The sequence below is a fragment of the Kiloniellales bacterium genome, from assembly GCA_030066685.1.
Lineage (GTDB): Bacteria > Pseudomonadota > Alphaproteobacteria > Kiloniellales > JAKSBE01 > JAKSBE01.
Window position 1 is genome coordinate 44942 of record JASJBF010000004.1, and the last position, 15724, is coordinate 60665.

General features: G+C 68.3%; 17 protein-coding genes and 1 tRNA gene. 15 read left to right on the forward strand and 3 right to left on the reverse strand.

What is annotated here, in order from left to right; genetic code table 11:
* Positions 1-8: 8 nt before the first annotated feature.
* The 7 genes from QNJ30_05330 to QNJ30_05360 all read left to right on the forward strand — a co-directional run bounded on the left by QNJ30_05330 (position 9) and on the right by QNJ30_05360 (position 6593).
* Positions 9-614 carry a riboflavin synthase gene (locus QNJ30_05330; GenBank protein MDJ0942861.1) on the forward strand — a complete coding sequence of 202 codons (606 nt, stop codon included), beginning with the start codon at positions 9-11 and terminating at the stop codon, positions 612-614.
* A gap of 5 nt (positions 615-619) precedes the next feature.
* Positions 620-1774, forward strand: a complete 1155-nt coding sequence (gene ribB / locus QNJ30_05335) for a 3,4-dihydroxy-2-butanone-4-phosphate synthase (protein MDJ0942862.1) — start codon at positions 620-622, stop codon at positions 1772-1774.
* The gene (locus QNJ30_05340; protein MDJ0942863.1) at positions 1771-2235 is read left to right on the forward strand and encodes a 6,7-dimethyl-8-ribityllumazine synthase; all 465 of its coding nucleotides are present in this window, start codon (positions 1771-1773) and stop codon (positions 2233-2235) included. The genes ribB and QNJ30_05340 overlap by 4 nt, the downstream gene beginning before the upstream one ends.
* A gap of 6 nt (positions 2236-2241) precedes the next feature.
* Entirely contained in the window at positions 2242-2754 is a 513-nt protein-coding gene (gene nusB / locus QNJ30_05345) for a transcription antitermination factor NusB (GenBank protein ID MDJ0942864.1), read from the forward strand.
* A gap of 13 nt (positions 2755-2767) precedes the next feature.
* Entirely contained in the window at positions 2768-3772 is a 1005-nt protein-coding gene (thiL, locus tag QNJ30_05350; protein ID MDJ0942865.1) for a thiamine-phosphate kinase, read from the forward strand.
* Positions 3773-3906: 134 nt separating this feature from the next.
* On the forward strand, positions 3907-4356 hold the full coding sequence (locus QNJ30_05355) for a hypothetical protein (GenBank protein MDJ0942866.1): 450 nt from the start codon (positions 3907-3909) through the stop codon (positions 4354-4356).
* Positions 4357-4484: 128 nt separating this feature from the next.
* Complete coding sequence (locus tag QNJ30_05360; protein ID MDJ0942867.1) at positions 4485-6593, forward strand: sodium-translocating pyrophosphatase; 2109 nt, start codon at positions 4485-4487, stop codon at positions 6591-6593.
* A 138-nt stretch (positions 6594-6731) separates the two neighbouring features.
* On the opposite strand, the gene bamE is transcribed toward QNJ30_05360, so the two are convergent.
* Positions 6732-7151, reverse strand: coding sequence for an outer membrane protein assembly factor BamE (bamE, locus tag QNJ30_05365; protein ID MDJ0942868.1), 420 nt, complete (start codon positions 7149-7151; stop codon positions 6732-6734).
* Positions 7152-7306: 155 nt separating this feature from the next.
* Here bamE and QNJ30_05370 point away from each other — a divergent pair, with 155 nt between their 5' ends.
* The 8 genes from QNJ30_05370 (at position 7307) to QNJ30_05405 (ending at position 12038) form a co-directional block, all read left to right on the forward strand.
* A complete protein-coding gene (locus QNJ30_05370) occupies positions 7307-7840 on the forward strand; it encodes a ubiquinol-cytochrome C chaperone family protein (protein ID MDJ0942869.1) in 534 nt (177 codons plus the stop codon).
* 92 nt (positions 7841-7932) lie between these two features.
* Positions 7933-8475 (forward strand): DUF177 domain-containing protein, encoded by a 543-nt coding sequence (locus QNJ30_05375; GenBank protein ID MDJ0942870.1) that lies wholly within the window; start codon positions 7933-7935, stop codon positions 8473-8475.
* 119 nt (positions 8476-8594) lie between these two features.
* Positions 8595-8777, forward strand: coding sequence for a 50S ribosomal protein L32 (gene rpmF, locus QNJ30_05380; protein MDJ0942871.1), 183 nt, complete (start codon positions 8595-8597; stop codon positions 8775-8777).
* A gap of 65 nt (positions 8778-8842) precedes the next feature.
* Complete coding sequence (gene plsX / locus QNJ30_05385; protein MDJ0942872.1) at positions 8843-9904, forward strand: phosphate acyltransferase PlsX; 1062 nt, start codon at positions 8843-8845, stop codon at positions 9902-9904.
* Positions 9901-10878, forward strand: coding sequence for a beta-ketoacyl-ACP synthase III (locus tag QNJ30_05390; GenBank protein ID MDJ0942873.1), 978 nt, complete (start codon positions 9901-9903; stop codon positions 10876-10878). Before plsX ends, QNJ30_05390 begins: the two co-directional genes overlap by 4 nt.
* Before the next feature lie 170 nt (positions 10879-11048).
* A complete protein-coding gene (locus tag QNJ30_05395) occupies positions 11049-11357 on the forward strand; it encodes an integration host factor subunit alpha (protein MDJ0942874.1) in 309 nt (102 codons plus the stop codon).
* A gap of 47 nt (positions 11358-11404) precedes the next feature.
* Positions 11405-11866 (forward strand): MerR family transcriptional regulator, encoded by a 462-nt coding sequence (locus QNJ30_05400; protein MDJ0942875.1) that lies wholly within the window; start codon positions 11405-11407, stop codon positions 11864-11866.
* Between the two features lie 95 nt (positions 11867-11961).
* Positions 11962-12038, forward strand: a tRNA-Pro gene (locus QNJ30_05405).
* A gap of 55 nt (positions 12039-12093) precedes the next feature.
* On the opposite strand, the gene QNJ30_05410 is transcribed toward QNJ30_05405, so the two are convergent.
* Positions 12094-13137, reverse strand: coding sequence for a LysR family transcriptional regulator (locus QNJ30_05410; protein MDJ0942876.1), 1044 nt, complete (start codon positions 13135-13137; stop codon positions 12094-12096).
* Between the two features lie 303 nt (positions 13138-13440).
* Positions 13441-15435 (reverse strand): hypothetical protein, encoded by a 1995-nt coding sequence (locus tag QNJ30_05415; GenBank protein MDJ0942877.1) that lies wholly within the window; start codon positions 15433-15435, stop codon positions 13441-13443.
* Positions 15436-15724: the final 289 nt, after the last annotated feature.

The following is a 15724-nucleotide window of genomic DNA, read 5'->3' on the forward strand; positions in this document are numbered from 1 at the left end:
TTCGGCCCATGTTCACGGGAATCGTTACAGATCTCGGGCGCCTGCGCGCGATTCGGCCGGGCGGCGACACACGCCTCGTGATCGAGACCGCCTACGACACGGCGGGCATCGAGATCGGCGCCTCGATCGCCTGTTCCGGGACCTGCCTGACTGTGGTCGAGACCGGGCCGGGCTGCTTCGCCGTCGACGTCTCGGCGGAGACCCTGTCGCGGACCACCCTGGGCGCCTGGCAGCCGGGCGATCCTGTCAACCTGGAGCGCGCGCTGCGCCTCGGCGACGAACTTGGCGGCCACCTGGTCTCCGGCCATGTCGACGCGACCGCTGAGATCCTCGAGCGCCGGCCCGAGGGCGACAGCCAGCGCTTCGTGTTCAGGGCCCCGGCCGAGGTCGCGCCTTTCATCGCCGCCAAGGGCTCGGTCGCCCTGGACGGGGTCTCGCTGACCGTCAACGAGGTCGAGGACGAGCCCGGAGAGGGGGTGAGATTCGGCGTAAACATCATTCCGCATACCGCTGAAAACACGAGCTTTGGTGCGGCCCAGCCCGGGCAGCGCGTGAACCTGGAAATCGACATGCTGGCGCGCTACCTTCAGCGCCAGCTTGGCAGGCAGGATTGAACCCGGTGTCACACCCGCAGCAGGAGCCCTGGCGCGCCACCTTCGGCGAGATCAAGGCCTCGATCGACGAGATCATCGAGGAGGCCCGCAACGGCCGCATGTTCATCCTGGTCGACGACGAGGACCGGGAGAACGAGGGCGACCTCGTGATCCCTTCGCAGATGGCGACCCCGGACGCGATCAACTTCATGGCCAAGTATGGCCGCGGCCTGATCTGCCTGGCCCTGGAGCGGCAGCGCGCCGAGGAGCTGCGCCTGCCGCGCATGGAGCAGCGCAACGAGAGCCGCCACGCGACCGCCTTCACGGTTTCCATCGAGGCCCGGCACGGGGTCACCACCGGGATCTCGGCGCCGGACCGGGCGCGCACCGTGGCGGTGGCGATCGACCCCACGGCCGGCCCCGACGAGCTTTCCATGCCGGGGCACGTCTTCCCCTTGGTCGCCCGCGATGGCGGGGTCCTGATGCGCACCGGGCACACCGAGGCCGCGGTGGACCTCGCCCGCCTGGCCGGGCTCTATCCCTCGGGCGTGATCTGCGAGATCATGAACGACGACGGCACCATGGCGCGGCGCGACGACCTGATCGGCTTCGCCCAGCGCCACGGCCTCAAGATCGCGACCATCGCCGATCTGATCGCCTACCGCCTGCGCAACGACAAGATCGTCGAGCGCCGCGCGGTCGGCGGGTTCGAAAGTCGGCACGGCGGCGCCTTCGAGATGACGGTCTACACCAACGCGGTGACCGGCACCGAGCACATCGCCCTGACCAAGGGCCGGATCGATGAGTCGGCGCCGGTCCTGGTCCGGGTCCATGCGCTCAGCGTGCTGGATGACGTTCTGGGCGACCTGTCCAGCGGCCGCGGCGGCGAGTTGCAGGCGGCCATGCGGATCATCGCCGAGGCGGGCCGCGGAGTCGTGGTGTTGATCCGGAACTCGATGATGGCCAACCTGGCGCGGGAGCTCGAGCAGCGCGAGACCCAGAGCCAGCCCCCGATGGCCGAATTGAGGGACTACGGCCTCGGCGCGCAGATCCTGCTTGACCTTGGCGTGCGGGAGATGATCCTGCTGCACAACACCCGCCATACTTTCATCGGGCTGGACGGCTACGGCCTCAAGGTCGTCGGCCAGCAGCCGGTCAAGGTCGAAGGAAACCAGGCTTGAGCGAGACGCCCCACCTCTTGATCGTCGAATCCCGCTATTACGAGGACGTGGCCGCCGAGCTGCTCAGCGGCGCCACCGCCGAGCTCGAGGCCGCCGGCGCCAGCAGCGAGCGGATCGAGGTGCCCGGCGCCTTCGAGATCCCGGCGGCGGTTCGTATGGCGATCCGCTCGATGGACTTCTACGCCGGCCGCCGCCGCTTCGACGGCTATATCACCCTGGGCTGCGTGATCCGCGGCGAGACCTCGCACTACGACTACATCTGCACGGAAAGCGCCCGCAAGCTCCAGGACCTGGCGGTGAACTACACCCTGGCCCTGGGCTACGGCATCCTCACCTGCGAGACCCACGACCAGGCCATGGAGCGGGCCGCCGTGAAGCGCAAGAACAAGGGCGGCGACGCGGCCCGCGCCTGCCTGGCGATGATCGGCGTCAAGCGGCACTTTCGCCTCTTTCCCAGGTAGGACGCCTTGGCCGAAAGCGAATCGAGATCGAAGGCCTTCAGCCGGCGGCGCCACATGGCGCGCCTCGCCGCGGTCCAGGCGCTCTACCAGGTCGAGATCACCGGCCAGCGCCCGGCCGCCGTGGTGCTGGAGTTCCATAAGCACCGGCGGGACGAGGAGCTCGACGGGGTCAGCTTCAGGGACCTCGACGAGGACCTTTTCAACGAGCTGGTGGTCGCGGTCAGCCAGGAGCCCGAAGCCCTGGATGCGTTGCTGTCCGAGGTGCTGGCGGCCGAGTGGCCGGTCGAGCGGCTGGAGCGGCTGCTCCGGATCATCCTGCGCCTCGGCGCCTACGAGCTGCGGTCCCGCCCGAAGGTGCCGGTCGGCGTGGTCATCAACGAATGCCTCGACCTGGCCCACGCCTTCTACGACGGCAAGGAGCCCGGCATGGTGAACGGCGTCCTGGACCGCCTGGCGAGGATGCTGCGCGGCCCGGAGGCCTCGACCGCGCGCGAGCGGCATCGGGCGAGGCAGGGCTAGAGGGGCCTCCAGGATGGCGGGCGAGTTCGACCTGATCGAGACCTACCTGGCACCCCTGGCGGCCAAGCAGGCCGGCGCCTTCGGGCTCCGGAACGACGCCGCCATCTTTCCAGGTGGCCGGGACAAGTCCGTCGTCGTGACCTCCGACACTCTGGTCCAGGGCGTTCACTTCCTGCCCGAGGATCCGCCCGAGCTGGTGGCGCGCAAGCTGCTGCGGGTCAATCTCTCCGATATCGCCGCCATGGGCGGCAAGCCCTTCGCATATCTGCTGAACCTGGCCTTGCCCGACGACCTGGGCGGATCCTGGTTCGCCGGCCTGTCGCGCGGGTTGGCCGAGGACCAGGCGAGCTATCAGGTCGGGCTTCTGGGCGGCGACACCGTGTCGACCCCCGGGCCGCCGGTCCTGACCCTGACCGCGCTCGGTCGGATTCCCGGAGAGCGGGCCTTGCGGCGCGACGGCGCCCGGCCGGGCGACGACCTCTATGTCTCCGGCAGCATCGGCGACGCGGCGCTCGGCCTTCTCGTCCTGGAGGGCCGGCTCGCAGAGGTCCCTGAGGACGCGGGCCGTGCCCTGGCGGATCGCTATCGCCTGCCGCAGCCGCGCGTGGAGCTGGGCCAAGCCCTGGCTGAGGGCGGTTTCGCGCGGACCGCCATCGACGTCTCCGACGGCCTGGTCGCCGATCTCGGGCACCTGGCGCGGGGTGCCGGCTTGGCCGCCGAGCTCTGGGCTGCCGAGGTCCCGGTCTCGCCGGCCGCCCTGGAGGTCCTGGCCAAGGCACCGGAGCAGCTGGAGACGGTCCTGACCGGCGGCGACGACTACGAGCTGCTGTTCTCGGCGCGCGAGTCGCAGCGGGAGAGCCTGATCGAGCTCGCCCAGCAACTCGACCTGCCGATCACCCGCATCGGCCGCTTCGCCAAGGGCGAGGGGGTTTCGGTCCTGGGCCATGACGGCGCCCCCCTGGCTCTTTCACGGAGCGGTTGGGTCCATTTTCAAGGCGACTTGAGAAAATCCCTCTAAGATTCTGAATATAAAGGAACTAGTTTAACTTCCCGGGAGCCGGGCAAGCTTCGCGCTCCGGCTTCATGGTTTATTCAGACCTGGTGCCTTGACTGTCGGCTGGTGTCGTCCGCGGCCGAACAGCCAAAGAGACCATGAAGCGCCTGCTGATCAGTCTGGTCCTCGTCCTGCTCCTCGCCGGTGGCGGCGCAGCCTGGTGGTTCTTGAACCAGGACGCCGAGCCGACCGAGGCCGAGGCCCCCGTCGAGCCGGCACCCAAGCCGAACTTCGTGAAGATCGATCCGATCATCCTGCCGTTGATCCAGCAGAACAAGGTCACCCGCTTCGTCACCTTGGTGATCACTTTGGAGATGCCGATCGAGGACGCGATCCTCAAGGTCGAGCTGGTCAAGCCGCGGCTGATGGACGCGCTCTTCACCGAGCTGCACAGCCTGTTCAGCATGAAGATGGTGCGTGAGCAGGGCCCCGACTCGTCCTTGGTCAAGCGGCGCGTCAAGCTGGTGTGCGAGCGGATTCTGGGCGCCGGCACGGTCGATGCCGTGCTGTTGCAGGGGGTCTCGCAGCAGCGTCCGAACAGCGGCTGAGCCGGGCGGCCGCGGCTTGCCACGGCCGCCGCCTTCTGGCATTTTCCGCGCGCATTTTTCCAGGCTCCTTGGGGCATCGAGGGTGCCGGCGCGTCCTGCGCCGGCTCGTTCTACAAAAGGGCTACCAAATGACAGAGCTTTACGTTGTTCTCGCCTGCGGCCTCGTCGCCGTGGCCTACGGGGCGGTGACCTCGCGGTCGGTTCTGGCCGCCAGCGCCGGCAACGAACGGATGCAAGAGATCGCGGGGGCTGTCCAGGAGGGCGCCCGGGCCTATCTCAACCGCCAGTACATGACCATCGCGTTCGTCGGGATCGTGATCTTCGGCGTGATCTGGTGGCTGCTGGGCCTCAAGGTCGGCATCGGCTTCCTGATCGGCGCGGTGCTTTCGGGCGCGGCCGGCTACATCGGCATGAACGTCTCGGTCCGGGCCAATGTCCGCACCGCCGAGGCGGCCCGCCAGGGCCTCGGCCAGGGCCTGCGCATCGCCTTCCAGGCCGGCGCGGTCACCGGCATGCTGGTGGCGGGCCTGGCCCTGCTGGGCGTGGCCGGCTACTACCTCTTCCTGAAGTCCAGCGGCAGCGGCGGCCGCGAGCTGGTCGACGCTCTGGTCGCCCTCGGTTTCGGCGCCTCGCTGATCTCCATCTTCGCGCGCCTGGGCGGCGGGATCTTCACCAAGGGCGCCGACGTCGGCGCCGACCTGGTGGGCAAGGTCGAGGCCGGCATCCCCGAGGACGATCCGCGCAACCCGGCGGTGATCGCCGACAACGTGGGCGACAACGTCGGCGACTGTGCCGGCATGGCCGCGGACCTCTTCGAGACCTATGCCGTGACCGTGGTCGCGACCATGGTCCTGGCCTCGATCTTCTTCGCCGGCCAGGCGGTGATGGATGCCATGATGCTCTATCCGCTGATGATCGGCGGGGTCTGCATCGTGACCTCGGTGGTCGGCACCTACTTCGTGCGCCTGGGCGCGTCGCAGAGCATCATGGGCGCACTCTATAAGGGCTTCGTTGCCTGCGCCGTGCTCTCAGCCATCGCGCTCTGGCCGATCACAGAGTGGATCGTCGGGATGGATTCGGCGTTCCAGGTTGGCGAGCGCAGCTTCGTGGGGCGCCATCTCTACTACTGCGGCCTGATCGGCCTCGTCGTCACCGGCGCGATCATCTGGATCACCGAATACTACACCGGCACCGACTACCGCCCGGTGCGCAGCGTCGCCAAGGCCTCGGTCACCGGCCATGCGACCAACGTGATCCAGGGCCTTGCGGTTTCGATGGAGGCAACCGCGGTGCCGGCGCTGATCATCTCCGCCGGCATCATCGGCACCTTCCTGTTGGCCGGGCTCTTCGGCATCGCCATCGCGGTGACCACCATGCTCGCCCTGGCCGGCATGGTCGTGGCGCTGGACGCCTACGGCCCGGTGACCGACAACGCGGGCGGCATTGCCGAGATGGCCGACCTGGAAGGCGAGGTCCGCAACACCACGGACGCCCTGGACGCGGTCGGCAACACCACCAAGGCGGTGACCAAGGGCTACGCCATCGGCTCCGCCGGCCTGGGCGCGCTGGTGCTCTTCGCGGCCTACACGCTGGACCTGGACTATTTCTCCAAGAACAGCGCCGAGTTCCCCTTCTTCGAGGGCGTGACCGTGAACTTCTCGCTGGCCAATCCCTACGTGGTGGTCGGCCTCTTCATCGGCGGCCTGCTGCCCTTCCTCTTCGGGGCCATGGGCATGATGGCGGTCGGCCGCGCCGGCGGCGGCGTGGTCGAGGAGGTGCGCCGCCAGTTCCGCGAGATTCCGGGCATCATGGAGGGCACCGGCAAGCCGGAGTACGGCCGCTGCGTCGACATGCTGACCAAGGCCGCGATCAAGGAGATGATCATCCCCTCGATGCTGCCGGTGCTCTCGCCGGTCGTGCTCTTCTTCGTGATGTGGTGGATCGGCGGCAAGGACGCCGCCCTGTCTTCCGTCGGCGCGATGCTGCTGGGCGTCATCGTCACCGGGCTCTACGTCGCCATCTCCATGACCGCGGGCGGCGGCGCCTGGGACAACGCCAAGAAGTACATCGAGGACGGCAACCTCGGCGGCAAGGGCTCCGAAGCCCACAAGGCGGCGGTGACCGGGGATACGGTCGGCGATCCCTACAAGGACACCGCCGGCCCGGCCGTTAACCCGATGATCAAGATCACCAATATCGTCGCGTTGCTGCTGCTGGCGGTGCTCGCGCACCTATGATCGCCGGCCGGATGTAACGCCCCTCACGTCGAGGTCTTGGCGTACGACAAAGCCCCGGTGGCCGCCAGGCCGCCGGGGCTTTCCTTTGCGCGGGACCTTTCGGGAGGGGCGCCGCGCCGCCCGTCGACGGGCCTCTGCCTACTGGCCGGTGCCGGCGCCCGAGAAGCGGCCGACGTTGCCGAAGAGCTGCTGGAGTACCGAAAGCTCCTTGCCTTCGGTCGGTGTCACGCGGTCGACCGGATCGACATCGCGGCCGTCGTTCAGTGTGTAGACCTTCTTTTCGTCGACCATGCCGTCCTCGGAAAAGGACACAACCAGGACGTTGCGCTCGATGACGTCCGGGTCGAAAAAGGCCACCGTCTCCGACCGCGATCCGATATAGTACCAACGGTTGTCCTCGAAGGTTGAGACCGCCGAAGGCGAGCCCAACATACCGAGGACGTCCTGTTGATCGTGGACGCCGGGCCGGATACCTTCGACCACCTCCTTGTCCGGCAGGTTGCCATGAGTGTTGAGGCCGGAGGAGCAGGCCCCCAGGCCGAGGAGGACCAGCCCCATCGCCAAGCCCCCGATTGCCCGTCTTGCTCCGTTTTGCTTGCCCATATCTTGCGTTCCCCTGAGCGTCTGCACGCTATTTTACCCCTTGAATAGACCCAAGGGCAAAGGCAATGCAAGGGGGCAGGCGTCGGGCCAGCAGAGAGGATGCTAGGAAAATGGTCCTAGAATCGATATTCGGCCGGCGTCCGGACGCCGAAGCTGCGCGGGCGCTCTATGAAGCGGTCGTGGCCCAGGCGCGCCAGCCAGCCTTCTACCTGCATTGCGGGCTGCCCGACAGCCTGGACGGCCGCTTCGAGATGATCGCCTTGCACAGCTTCATCGTGCTGCGGCGACTGCGCGCCCTTGGGCCCGAGGCGGAGGCGCTGGCCCAGGACCTCGTCGACACCCTGGTCCTCGACCTGGACCGCAGCCTCCGCGAGATGGGGGCCGGCGACCTAGGCGTCGGCAAGCGGGTAAAGCGCATGGCGGCCGGTTTCAACGGCCGCATCACGGCCTACGAAGCCGGCCTGGCGGCGGGCAGCGAGGAACTGGAGGCCGCTCTGCGGCGCAACCTCTTCGGCACCACCAGCCCGCAACCCTGGCAGGTCTCGGCCATGGCCGGCTATCTGCGCCGGGAGATCGAGGTGGCGCCCGGTCCCGGCCTTCTGGCCGGAGAACTGAGCTTCGGGCCGCCACCTGAACCTGCCTGAGGCCGGAGACGAGGTGGCAAAGGATTTGACCTCCCAGGGCCGGTTCCCTAGAGTGCGGCGCTTCCCAGAAGGTGCATCCGGACGGTAACGCAATGGCTGGCCGCGACAGGTCCGACAGCGAATTCACTCGGCCTTTTGCCGTCGAGTCCCTGGGCGAGGAGGAGCTCGTCCGGGAGATCGAGGCAGGGCCGGCGGAGTGCCGGGCGGTGGCCCGGCGGCTCGGTCTTGAGGACCTCTCCGGCCTGCGGGCGCGCTTTCGCCTGGCCCGCAGCGGGGCCGGCCCATTGATCCGGGTTTCCGGGCGTTTCGAGGCCGACGTGGTGCAGCTCTGCGTGGTCTCTCTGGAGCCCATCGGGCAACATCTGGCGGAGGACTTCGTCCTGACCTACAGCCCGGAGCCGGTCGTGACCCAGGATGAGCTGGAGCTGACCCTGGCCGATGAAGATCTGCCGGAGGAGGTCCTGGACGGGGTCATCGACCTGGGTGAGGCTGCGGTTCAACAGCTGGCGGTGGCCCTGGATCCTTATCCGCGGCGGCCGGACGCCGAGGTTCCGGCCGCCCTGCGTCCCGCGCAAGACGGCCCGGAAAGCCCCTTCGCGGCACTCGAGAAAATGAAGGGCGGCAAGCAGGCTTAATCGAAAATTAACCCTGTGCGTCGTGGTGTGTAACCAATCGGTAACGGACTTGCGAAGAGCCTACCTTTCTGCGTATAAGCGCGTCTCCGCGGGCCCGTTCGAACTGTGAGATTTGAGACATGGCCGTTCCGAAGAAGAAAGTCTCCCGGTCCAGGCGCGACATGCGCCGCTCCCATGACGGGCTGCCGTCGGCCGGACCGAACGAGTGCCCGAACTGCGGCGAGATGAAGCTGCCGCATCACGTCTGCGCGGCCTGCGGCTACTACGACGGCCGCGAGGTCGTCGACGTCGAGGCCGTCTGACGGCGTCCCCCGCCGGCCCGGAGCCGGGCGGGGGTCGAAGCTTGAGAACCGGGGATTTGTCGCCCTTGCAATCCGGCATCACCATTGCTCTCGACGCCATGGGCGGTGACCACGCGCCGGGCATGGTTCTGAGCGGTGCGAATATCGCCAGGAAGCGCTTTCCCGACGTCCGCTTCATCTTTTTCGGGCGCGAAGATGAGTTGCGTCCGCAGCTCGAGAAGATGAAGCCCCTGGCGGCGGTCAGCACGATCGTTCACACCGACCAGGTGGTCAGCGCCGAGGACCGGCCCAAGACGGTCGTCCGCCAAGGCCGGGAATCGAGCATGGGCCTCGCCATCCGAGCGGTCAAAGAGGGCAAGGCGGTGGGCGCGGTCTCGGCCGGCAATACCGGCGCGCTGATGGGCCTGGCCTACTTCGTGCTGCGCACCCTGCCGGGCATCGACCGGCCGGCGATCGCCTCCTTCATGCCGAACCAGCGCAGCGAATCGGTCATGCTGGACCTGGGTGCTAACGTGCACTGCGACGCCACCAACCTGGTCGACTTCGCGGTCATGGGCAACGTCTTCGCGCGCACGGTCCTGGGCTTGCAGACCCCCAGCATCGGGTTGCTGAACGTCGGCTCTGAGGAGACCAAGGGCCACGAGGCGCTGTGGGAGGCGGCCGAGATCCTGCGCCAGGCCGGGCTCCCGGGACGCTTCCACGGCTTCATCGAGGGCGATGACATCGCGAAGGGGACCGTCGACGTGATCGTGACCGACGGCTTCACCGGCAACATCGCTCTCAAGACGGCCGAAGGCACAGCAAAACTGCTCAACGAGTACATGCGACAGACCTTCATGAGTTCCTTCCTGGCCCGAATCGGCTATCTCTTCGCCCGCGGCGCCCTGCGCAAGCTGCGCCAGCGGACCGATCCGCGCCGCTACAACGGCGCCATGTTCCTAGGGCTCAACGGCATCGTCGTGAAGAGTCACGGCGGGACCGATGCCCTGGGCTTCGCCAACGCCGTTGGCGTCGCGGTCGACATGGCGCGGCACGGGATCCTTGAGAAGATCACCGCCGACTTCGATGGCCTGTCCCGAACGATCCCGGCTCAAACTTCGCCCGAAGGGCAGGCGGCGGCGCTGTGAGCCATCTACGCGCGCAGGTCGTGGGCTGCGGGGCTTACCTGCCCGAGCGGGTGGTCAGCAACGAGGAGTTGAGCCAGCGTCTCGACACCTCCGACGACTGGATCCGCCAGCGGACCGGCATCTGCGAGCGGCGGATTGCCGCCGACGACGAGTACACCTCGCACCTCGGGCTGCAGGCGGCCAAGGCTGCGCTCGAGGCGGCCGGCTGCGAGGTCGGCGATATCGATCTGATCGTGGTCGCGACCTCGACCCCCGACCAGACCTTCCCGGCCACGGCGACCCGGATCCAGGCGGCCCTCGGCATGACCAAGGGCGCCGCCTTCGACGTCCAGGCCGTGTGCAGTGGATTCGTCTACGCCCTGGCGGTCGCAGACAACTTCATCCGCGCCGGCCAGGCGCGCAACGTGCTGGTGATCGGGGCCGAGACCTTCTCCCGGATCCTCGACTGGCAGGACCGCTCGACCTGCGTGCTCTTCGGCGACGGCGCCGGGGCCTTGGTCCTGGCCGCCTCCAAGGGCAACGGCAAGGCCGAACAGCGCGGCGTCCTCTCAACCCATATCTATTCCGACGGCCGCCACAACGAAGCGCTCTACGTCGACGGCGGTCCCGGCTCGACCAAGACCGTCGGGCACCTGCGCATGGAGGGGCGGGAGGTCTTCCGCCACGCCGTGGTGCGCATGAGCCAGGCGATCGACGCGGCCCTGGACGCCGGCGGCGTGACCCCGGGCGACATCGACTGGCTGGTCCCGCATCAGGCCAATATTCGGATCATCGAGGCCATGGCGAAGCGTCTCAACCTGCCGATGGACCGGGTTGTGGTCACCGTCGACCGCCACGCCAACACCTCGGCCGCCTCGATCCCGCTTGCGCTCTGCGAGGCCAGCGGCGACGGCCGGATCCAGGCCGGCGACCTGATCATGATCGAGGCCATGGGCGGCGGCTTCACTTGGGGCTCGGCCCTGGTCCGCTGGTAGCGCCGGCCGGCCGCCGCGGCCCGCCGCCGGGCCTCTCGGCCCGCCCCTTGGGGGCGGGGCTTTGGATGGCGAGTGCAAGAATCGACCCATCTCCTTACAAATATTAAGAGGTTTGACCCCCTGATGGGCTTGCGATAACGTTCTGAAGATGTTTGGTCTTAGGGGGACTCATGGCCGGTGAAACGATTACCCGTGCCCATTTGAGTGAGGCCGTTTATCAGGAAGTGGGTTTGTCGCGGAACGAATCGGCCGAATTGGTCGAATCCGTCCTGAACGAGATCTCGGACGCGCTGGTACGCGGCGAGGTGGTCAAGCTGTCGTCCTTCGGCAGCTTTTCGGTCCGGCAGAAGGGCCAGCGGATCGGCCGCAATCCGAAGACGGGGGAGGAGGTGCCCATCTTGCCGCGCAAGGTGCTGGTTTTCCGGGCCTCCCACGTCTTGAAGAACCGGATTAACGGGGCGGTGACGCCCACCGGCTGAGCCTCGGTTCTGCCTGAGCGAGCCAAGCTGAGGAGTCATCATCGTCGATGCCTGCGATCAACCCGGGCGGCAAATCGGCGGCCGCCTTTAGGACGATCAGCGAAGTGTCCGGCGAGCTGGAGGTGCCGCAGCACGTCCTGCGCTTCTGGGAGACCAAGTTCAGCCAGGTCAGGCCGCTGAAGCGCGGTGGCGGTCGCCGCTACTACCGGCCCGAGGACATCGTCCTTCTGCGCCGGATTCGCGACCTTCTCTATCGCGACGGCTACACCATCAAGGGCGTGCAGCGGCTGCTGCGCGACGGCCTCGGCAAGCCGACGGCGAAGGGCGAGGGCGAGGCCAGCGATGCCGAGCGGCGCACCGCGATGGCCGCTGCGGCCGCCGGCGAAGCGCGCGCCAACGGCCATTCCGCCGGCGCCGGGCTGAGCGGCGAGGCCCGGGAGGAGCTGAGCAACATCCTGGACGAGCTGCTCGAAGCCCGGGCGAGCCTGAAGAAGGCGCGCGGCGACTGACCCTGTCCCGATCGGTCTCGGCCGCATTGCCAGCCGCGCCCGGCCCCTGTATATAGACCCGCCGCCGGGCACCAAGGCCACGGCGCGGTCACCGGCGGAGCGTGGCGCAGCCTGGTAGCGCACTTGACTGGGGGTCAAGAGGTCGCAGGTTCAAATCCTGCCGCTCCGACCAATCTCTTGAAGTGGGCCGGCTCCGGCTCGCCTTTTCCTTGGTGCGGCGCCGTTTCTCATCCGGTCTCGGAGAGACCGCCGTCCCGGACGGTCCAGGGCTCGGATTTCGCAGCCGAGCGCCTCAAAGGGTGAACCGGTCGGCCCCGGCGCGCGGGCGTCGCCGTGCCCAGCATCCTCGGCGGGTGGAACTCGTCGCGAAACCAGGGCCAGTCCTCCTGATCGAAGACGTCTCTGATCCAATCGATCACGGCGCGCACCCGCGCCGCGCCCTTGACGTTGGGATGGTAGACCAGCCAGACACCGATGCGGGCCCGGACGTCCAGGTTCAAAGGCAGGATGTCGTCGACGAACTCGCAAATGTAGGTCGGCAGGATCGCAATACCCACACCGCCCTGGGCCGCGGCCAGGAGGGAGGGGCTCGAGTTGGTCCAGAACCGGCGGCCCTTGGCGGCGCGCAGGAGGCTGGACCAGGCGCTGAACTCCTCGTCCAGGTACTGGTAGTGCGCGTTGTCGAGCAGACGGTGGTGGAGCAGGTCCTGCGCCGTGGCGGGGACCCCGAAGCGCTCGAGATAGCCCGGAGAGGCCCAGAGGACCCCGTGCACGATGCCGAGCTTGATCGCGATGAGCTCCGGCGACTCGGGCCTGCGACACTGAATGCAAAGATCGCTCTCCGAGGCGAGGATGTCGCAAGGCTGGGTCGAGCATTGAAACTCGACCGAGATCGACGGATAGGCCTCGTGCAGGCGGCCGAGGCTCGGTGCGAGCAGGAAGGTTGTGAGGCCGTCCGGGGCGGAGATCCGCACCGGACCGGCCAGGCGCCGGTCGGAGCCGAGGACACGCCGGTGGATCTTGAGGACCGCGTCCTCGATGTGCCGGACCGTTTCCAGGATCGCCTCGCCTTCGGGGGTCAGGACGACGCCGCTCGGCAGGCGGTCGAAGAGCCGGGTCTCGAGACGCTCCTCGAGGTTCAGGATCCTTCGGCTGATCGTCGCCTGCGTGGTATTGAGCCATTTCGCAGCCTTGGAGATGCTGCCGGCCTTCGCCGTCTCCAGGAAGAAGCGCAGATCGTCCCAATTCGAGAATGGGGCGGGCGCGGGCATGTCGCGCAATCCCATGTCTTTCCCCTAAACGCGCTTGTTGCAACGGGACAGTATCGCGGAAATTGTAGCACCGATCCGACCGGTGTTGCCTCGGAATATTGGTGAACAAGGGCGGTTGGAGCGCAGGCTTCGTCGAGGGGAAGCGGAAATGAGACAACAAACCTGTCTTCGTGGGACAGAAGGACGGCAGCCTGTTTACTTTGGAATAGATCGGATTATCTAGCTTCGACAAAGTCCAAGTGACCGCAGTTCCAGCCGGACCCGGCTGCCTTCCGGTGCAGGCGGACAAGCCGTCGAGCCGCTTTAAGGTCCGTCCGGCAGGCTGACCTTGAGGTTGAGGAAGACCTGGTAGTCGCGGCTCCGGTCTTCGGCGACGCCCAGGTCCCAGCGGTCCTCGACGCTGCCGCCCAGGGACAGGGCCATGGCCGGCCGCGCCTGCTTGGCCTCCAGGAAACGCCAGAGCAGCTCGCCGCCCAGGGCCCGGGTGACCGCCGTGCTGGCCGGGTCCCAGTCGTAGCCGTAGGCGTAGTCGAGGCTGCTGCTCAGGGTGTCGGGCAGCAGGACGACCTCGGCCTTCACGCCGACCTCCCAGCTCTCCTCAACCGTCGCCTCGCTCGTGCGGGCCTGCTCCTGGCTCCAGCGGGCCTTGGGCGCCAGCTCCAGGCGTCGGCCCAGCGCGACCCGGGCGCCGAGGCCGGTGCCGTAGGTGACCCTCTCGCCCTCGGCCTGGTCGCTGGCCGAGCCGAGCGATTGCGACAGGTCCCAGCCCCAGGCGCCGTAGTCGCTGCCCAGGCTGAGGGTCGAATCGACGCGGCGGCTGGCGCTCGGGCCGGCGCTGCCCTCGGGCGGGGCGTCCTGACGGCTGTCCTCGACTCCGAAGGAGAGCCCGACCGTCGGCCGGCCCAGCCAAGCGGGCAGGGGGGCCTCGCCGGGCCCGGTGGTGGGGGCGTAGCGGCCGCTCAGCTCAACGTCCCGGGTCCGCTCGACCGGCAAGGCCGCCAGCGCCTCGACGTTGTCGATCCGCTGCCCGGCCTTGGCCTCCAGGGCGTAGTCGTCCCAGGTCAGGCGGCTGGTCAGCGCCGTGGTCTGGCGGTTGGCCTCGGCGTCGGGGTTGGCCAGGCTGGCGAAGCCCTGGCCGAGCCGCTCGGCCTCCAGGCCGAGGTCCCAGGTCAGCGGCGCCTCGGCCACGGTCCGGTCCTTGAGAACGGTGATCCCGACCTGGCCGGCGTAGGCCGCGCCGGCGACCGGGGCCTGGGCGCCGGCCGGGCCGTCCGGGTCGTGCCGGCTGCCCGCGACCTCGCCGCGCAGGCGCAGGCGCTCGTCCAGCCAGCGGGTGTCGGTGGCCAGGGACCAGGCGTTGCCCGACTCGGTGGCGTCGGCGGCGGCGCCCTCCCGGACCTGGCCCCGGGCGTAGGTGCCGGTGATCGCCAGGTTGTCCTTCAGGGCCTCGATCGGCCGCAGCGCCAGATGGCTGCCCTGGACCTGCCGGTCCGGGCCCTCCGTCCGGTCCGCCGGGTCATCGCTGAGCTGGGCCGCCTCACTCAGGGCGAAGCCGGTGACCCGGGCCCGGGAGTCGCTGGTCTCGAGGGAGAGCGAGGCGCCGGGCCGCGCGGCGTCCTCGACGACCAGGCCCTGGGCGCCGAGATCGTGGCGACCGACCTTCGCCTCCGAGGCGATCTCCCGGTCCCGGAAGCGCAGCTGCATCAGGTATTCCTCTGCGGCCTCATCGCCGGCGGACTGGGCCTCCACGCCAGCCTCCCAGCGCTCGTCCTTCAGGGTCGCGTGCCCTTCGCCGGTGACCACCTCGACCGTTCGGTCGTCCTGGGTTTCGTCCAGCAATCCGGCCATCCGCGAGGCGGCCTCGTCCTGGCCACGATCGGTCGGGACCGCCGCGTCCCGAACCTCGATCCGCCAGCGACCGCGCTCGGCACGCCCGCCGCCCTCGAGGGCCTCGACCAGGCGCAGCGCGTGGCTGCCGGGCGCGGGCGGAACCTCCAGCCGCAGCGCAACGGTCTCTCCTTGGCGCTCAAGGCTGGCGTCGACGGCCTCGCCGTCCAGCTCCAGGGACAGTCGGTCCAGCGTCCCCGCCGGCAGATCCTGCGGCAGCCGCAGGACCACCGCTTCCCCGGCTAGCCAGAAGTAGGCCTCGGCCGGCGGCTGCAGCCGCGAGATCCAGTCGCTGGCGGCGGCCGGGCCGAGCAGGAAGGAAAGCGAAAGCAGCGCCGAAAGACACCAGGCGCCCACGCCGCCCCGCGGGACGAAAGCCCCGAGGCTGTCTGCCGTACCGCTTCCTGCCATGGCCACGCCGGTGTAAGACCTTTCAGACGCCCAAGCCGAAGGGTTAACGCCAGCCGAAGGGCATTTGTGCCAGCAATCTGTGACCAGAATGGGAAGCCGCGGCGGGTGCGCACGGTCCCTCGTCGCAGCCGCCAGCTGTCTGGGCGCTCGGAGGAAGCGAGCCTATGAACTTTCCGTGCGAGTTTGAGTTCCTGGAACTGGGGTTCGATCCGGTCGGAGATCAGGCTTTCGCCACGGATTGCCATCCGATGGAGCAGCTTGGTGTCTTGCTGGTCCGGAGCGTTGATGA

Excerpts from the sequence above, each read along its gene's own strand:
- thiL (MDJ0942865.1), top strand. The coding sequence starts at position 2,768 with ATGGCGGGCGAGTTCGACCTGATCGAGACCTACCTGGCACCCCTGGCG.
- QNJ30_05360 (MDJ0942867.1), top strand. The coding sequence starts at position 4,485 with ATGACAGAGCTTTACGTTGTTCTCGCCTGCGGCCTCGTCGCCGTGGCC.
- bamE (MDJ0942868.1), bottom strand. The coding sequence starts at position 7,151 with ATGGGGCTGGTCCTCCTCGGCCTGGGGGCCTGCTCCTCCGGCCTCAAC.
- QNJ30_05415 (MDJ0942877.1), bottom strand. The coding sequence starts at position 15,435 with ATGGCAGGAAGCGGTACGGCAGACAGCCTCGGGGCTTTCGTCCCGCGG.
- QNJ30_05410 (MDJ0942876.1), bottom strand. The coding sequence starts at position 13,137 with ATGCCCGCGCCCGCCCCATTCTCGAATTGGGACGATCTGCGCTTCTTC.
- QNJ30_05395 (MDJ0942874.1), top strand. The coding sequence starts at position 11,049 with ATGGCCGGTGAAACGATTACCCGTGCCCATTTGAGTGAGGCCGTTTAT.
- QNJ30_05400 (MDJ0942875.1), top strand. The coding sequence starts at position 11,405 with ATGCCTGCGATCAACCCGGGCGGCAAATCGGCGGCCGCCTTTAGGACG.
- QNJ30_05375 (MDJ0942870.1), top strand. The coding sequence starts at position 7,933 with ATGGCTGGCCGCGACAGGTCCGACAGCGAATTCACTCGGCCTTTTGCC.
- rpmF (MDJ0942871.1), top strand. The coding sequence starts at position 8,595 with ATGGCCGTTCCGAAGAAGAAAGTCTCCCGGTCCAGGCGCGACATGCGC.
- QNJ30_05370 (MDJ0942869.1), top strand. The coding sequence starts at position 7,307 with ATGGTCCTAGAATCGATATTCGGCCGGCGTCCGGACGCCGAAGCTGCG.
- QNJ30_05355 (MDJ0942866.1), top strand. The coding sequence starts at position 3,907 with ATGAAGCGCCTGCTGATCAGTCTGGTCCTCGTCCTGCTCCTCGCCGGT.
- QNJ30_05330 (MDJ0942861.1), top strand. The coding sequence starts at position 9 with ATGTTCACGGGAATCGTTACAGATCTCGGGCGCCTGCGCGCGATTCGG.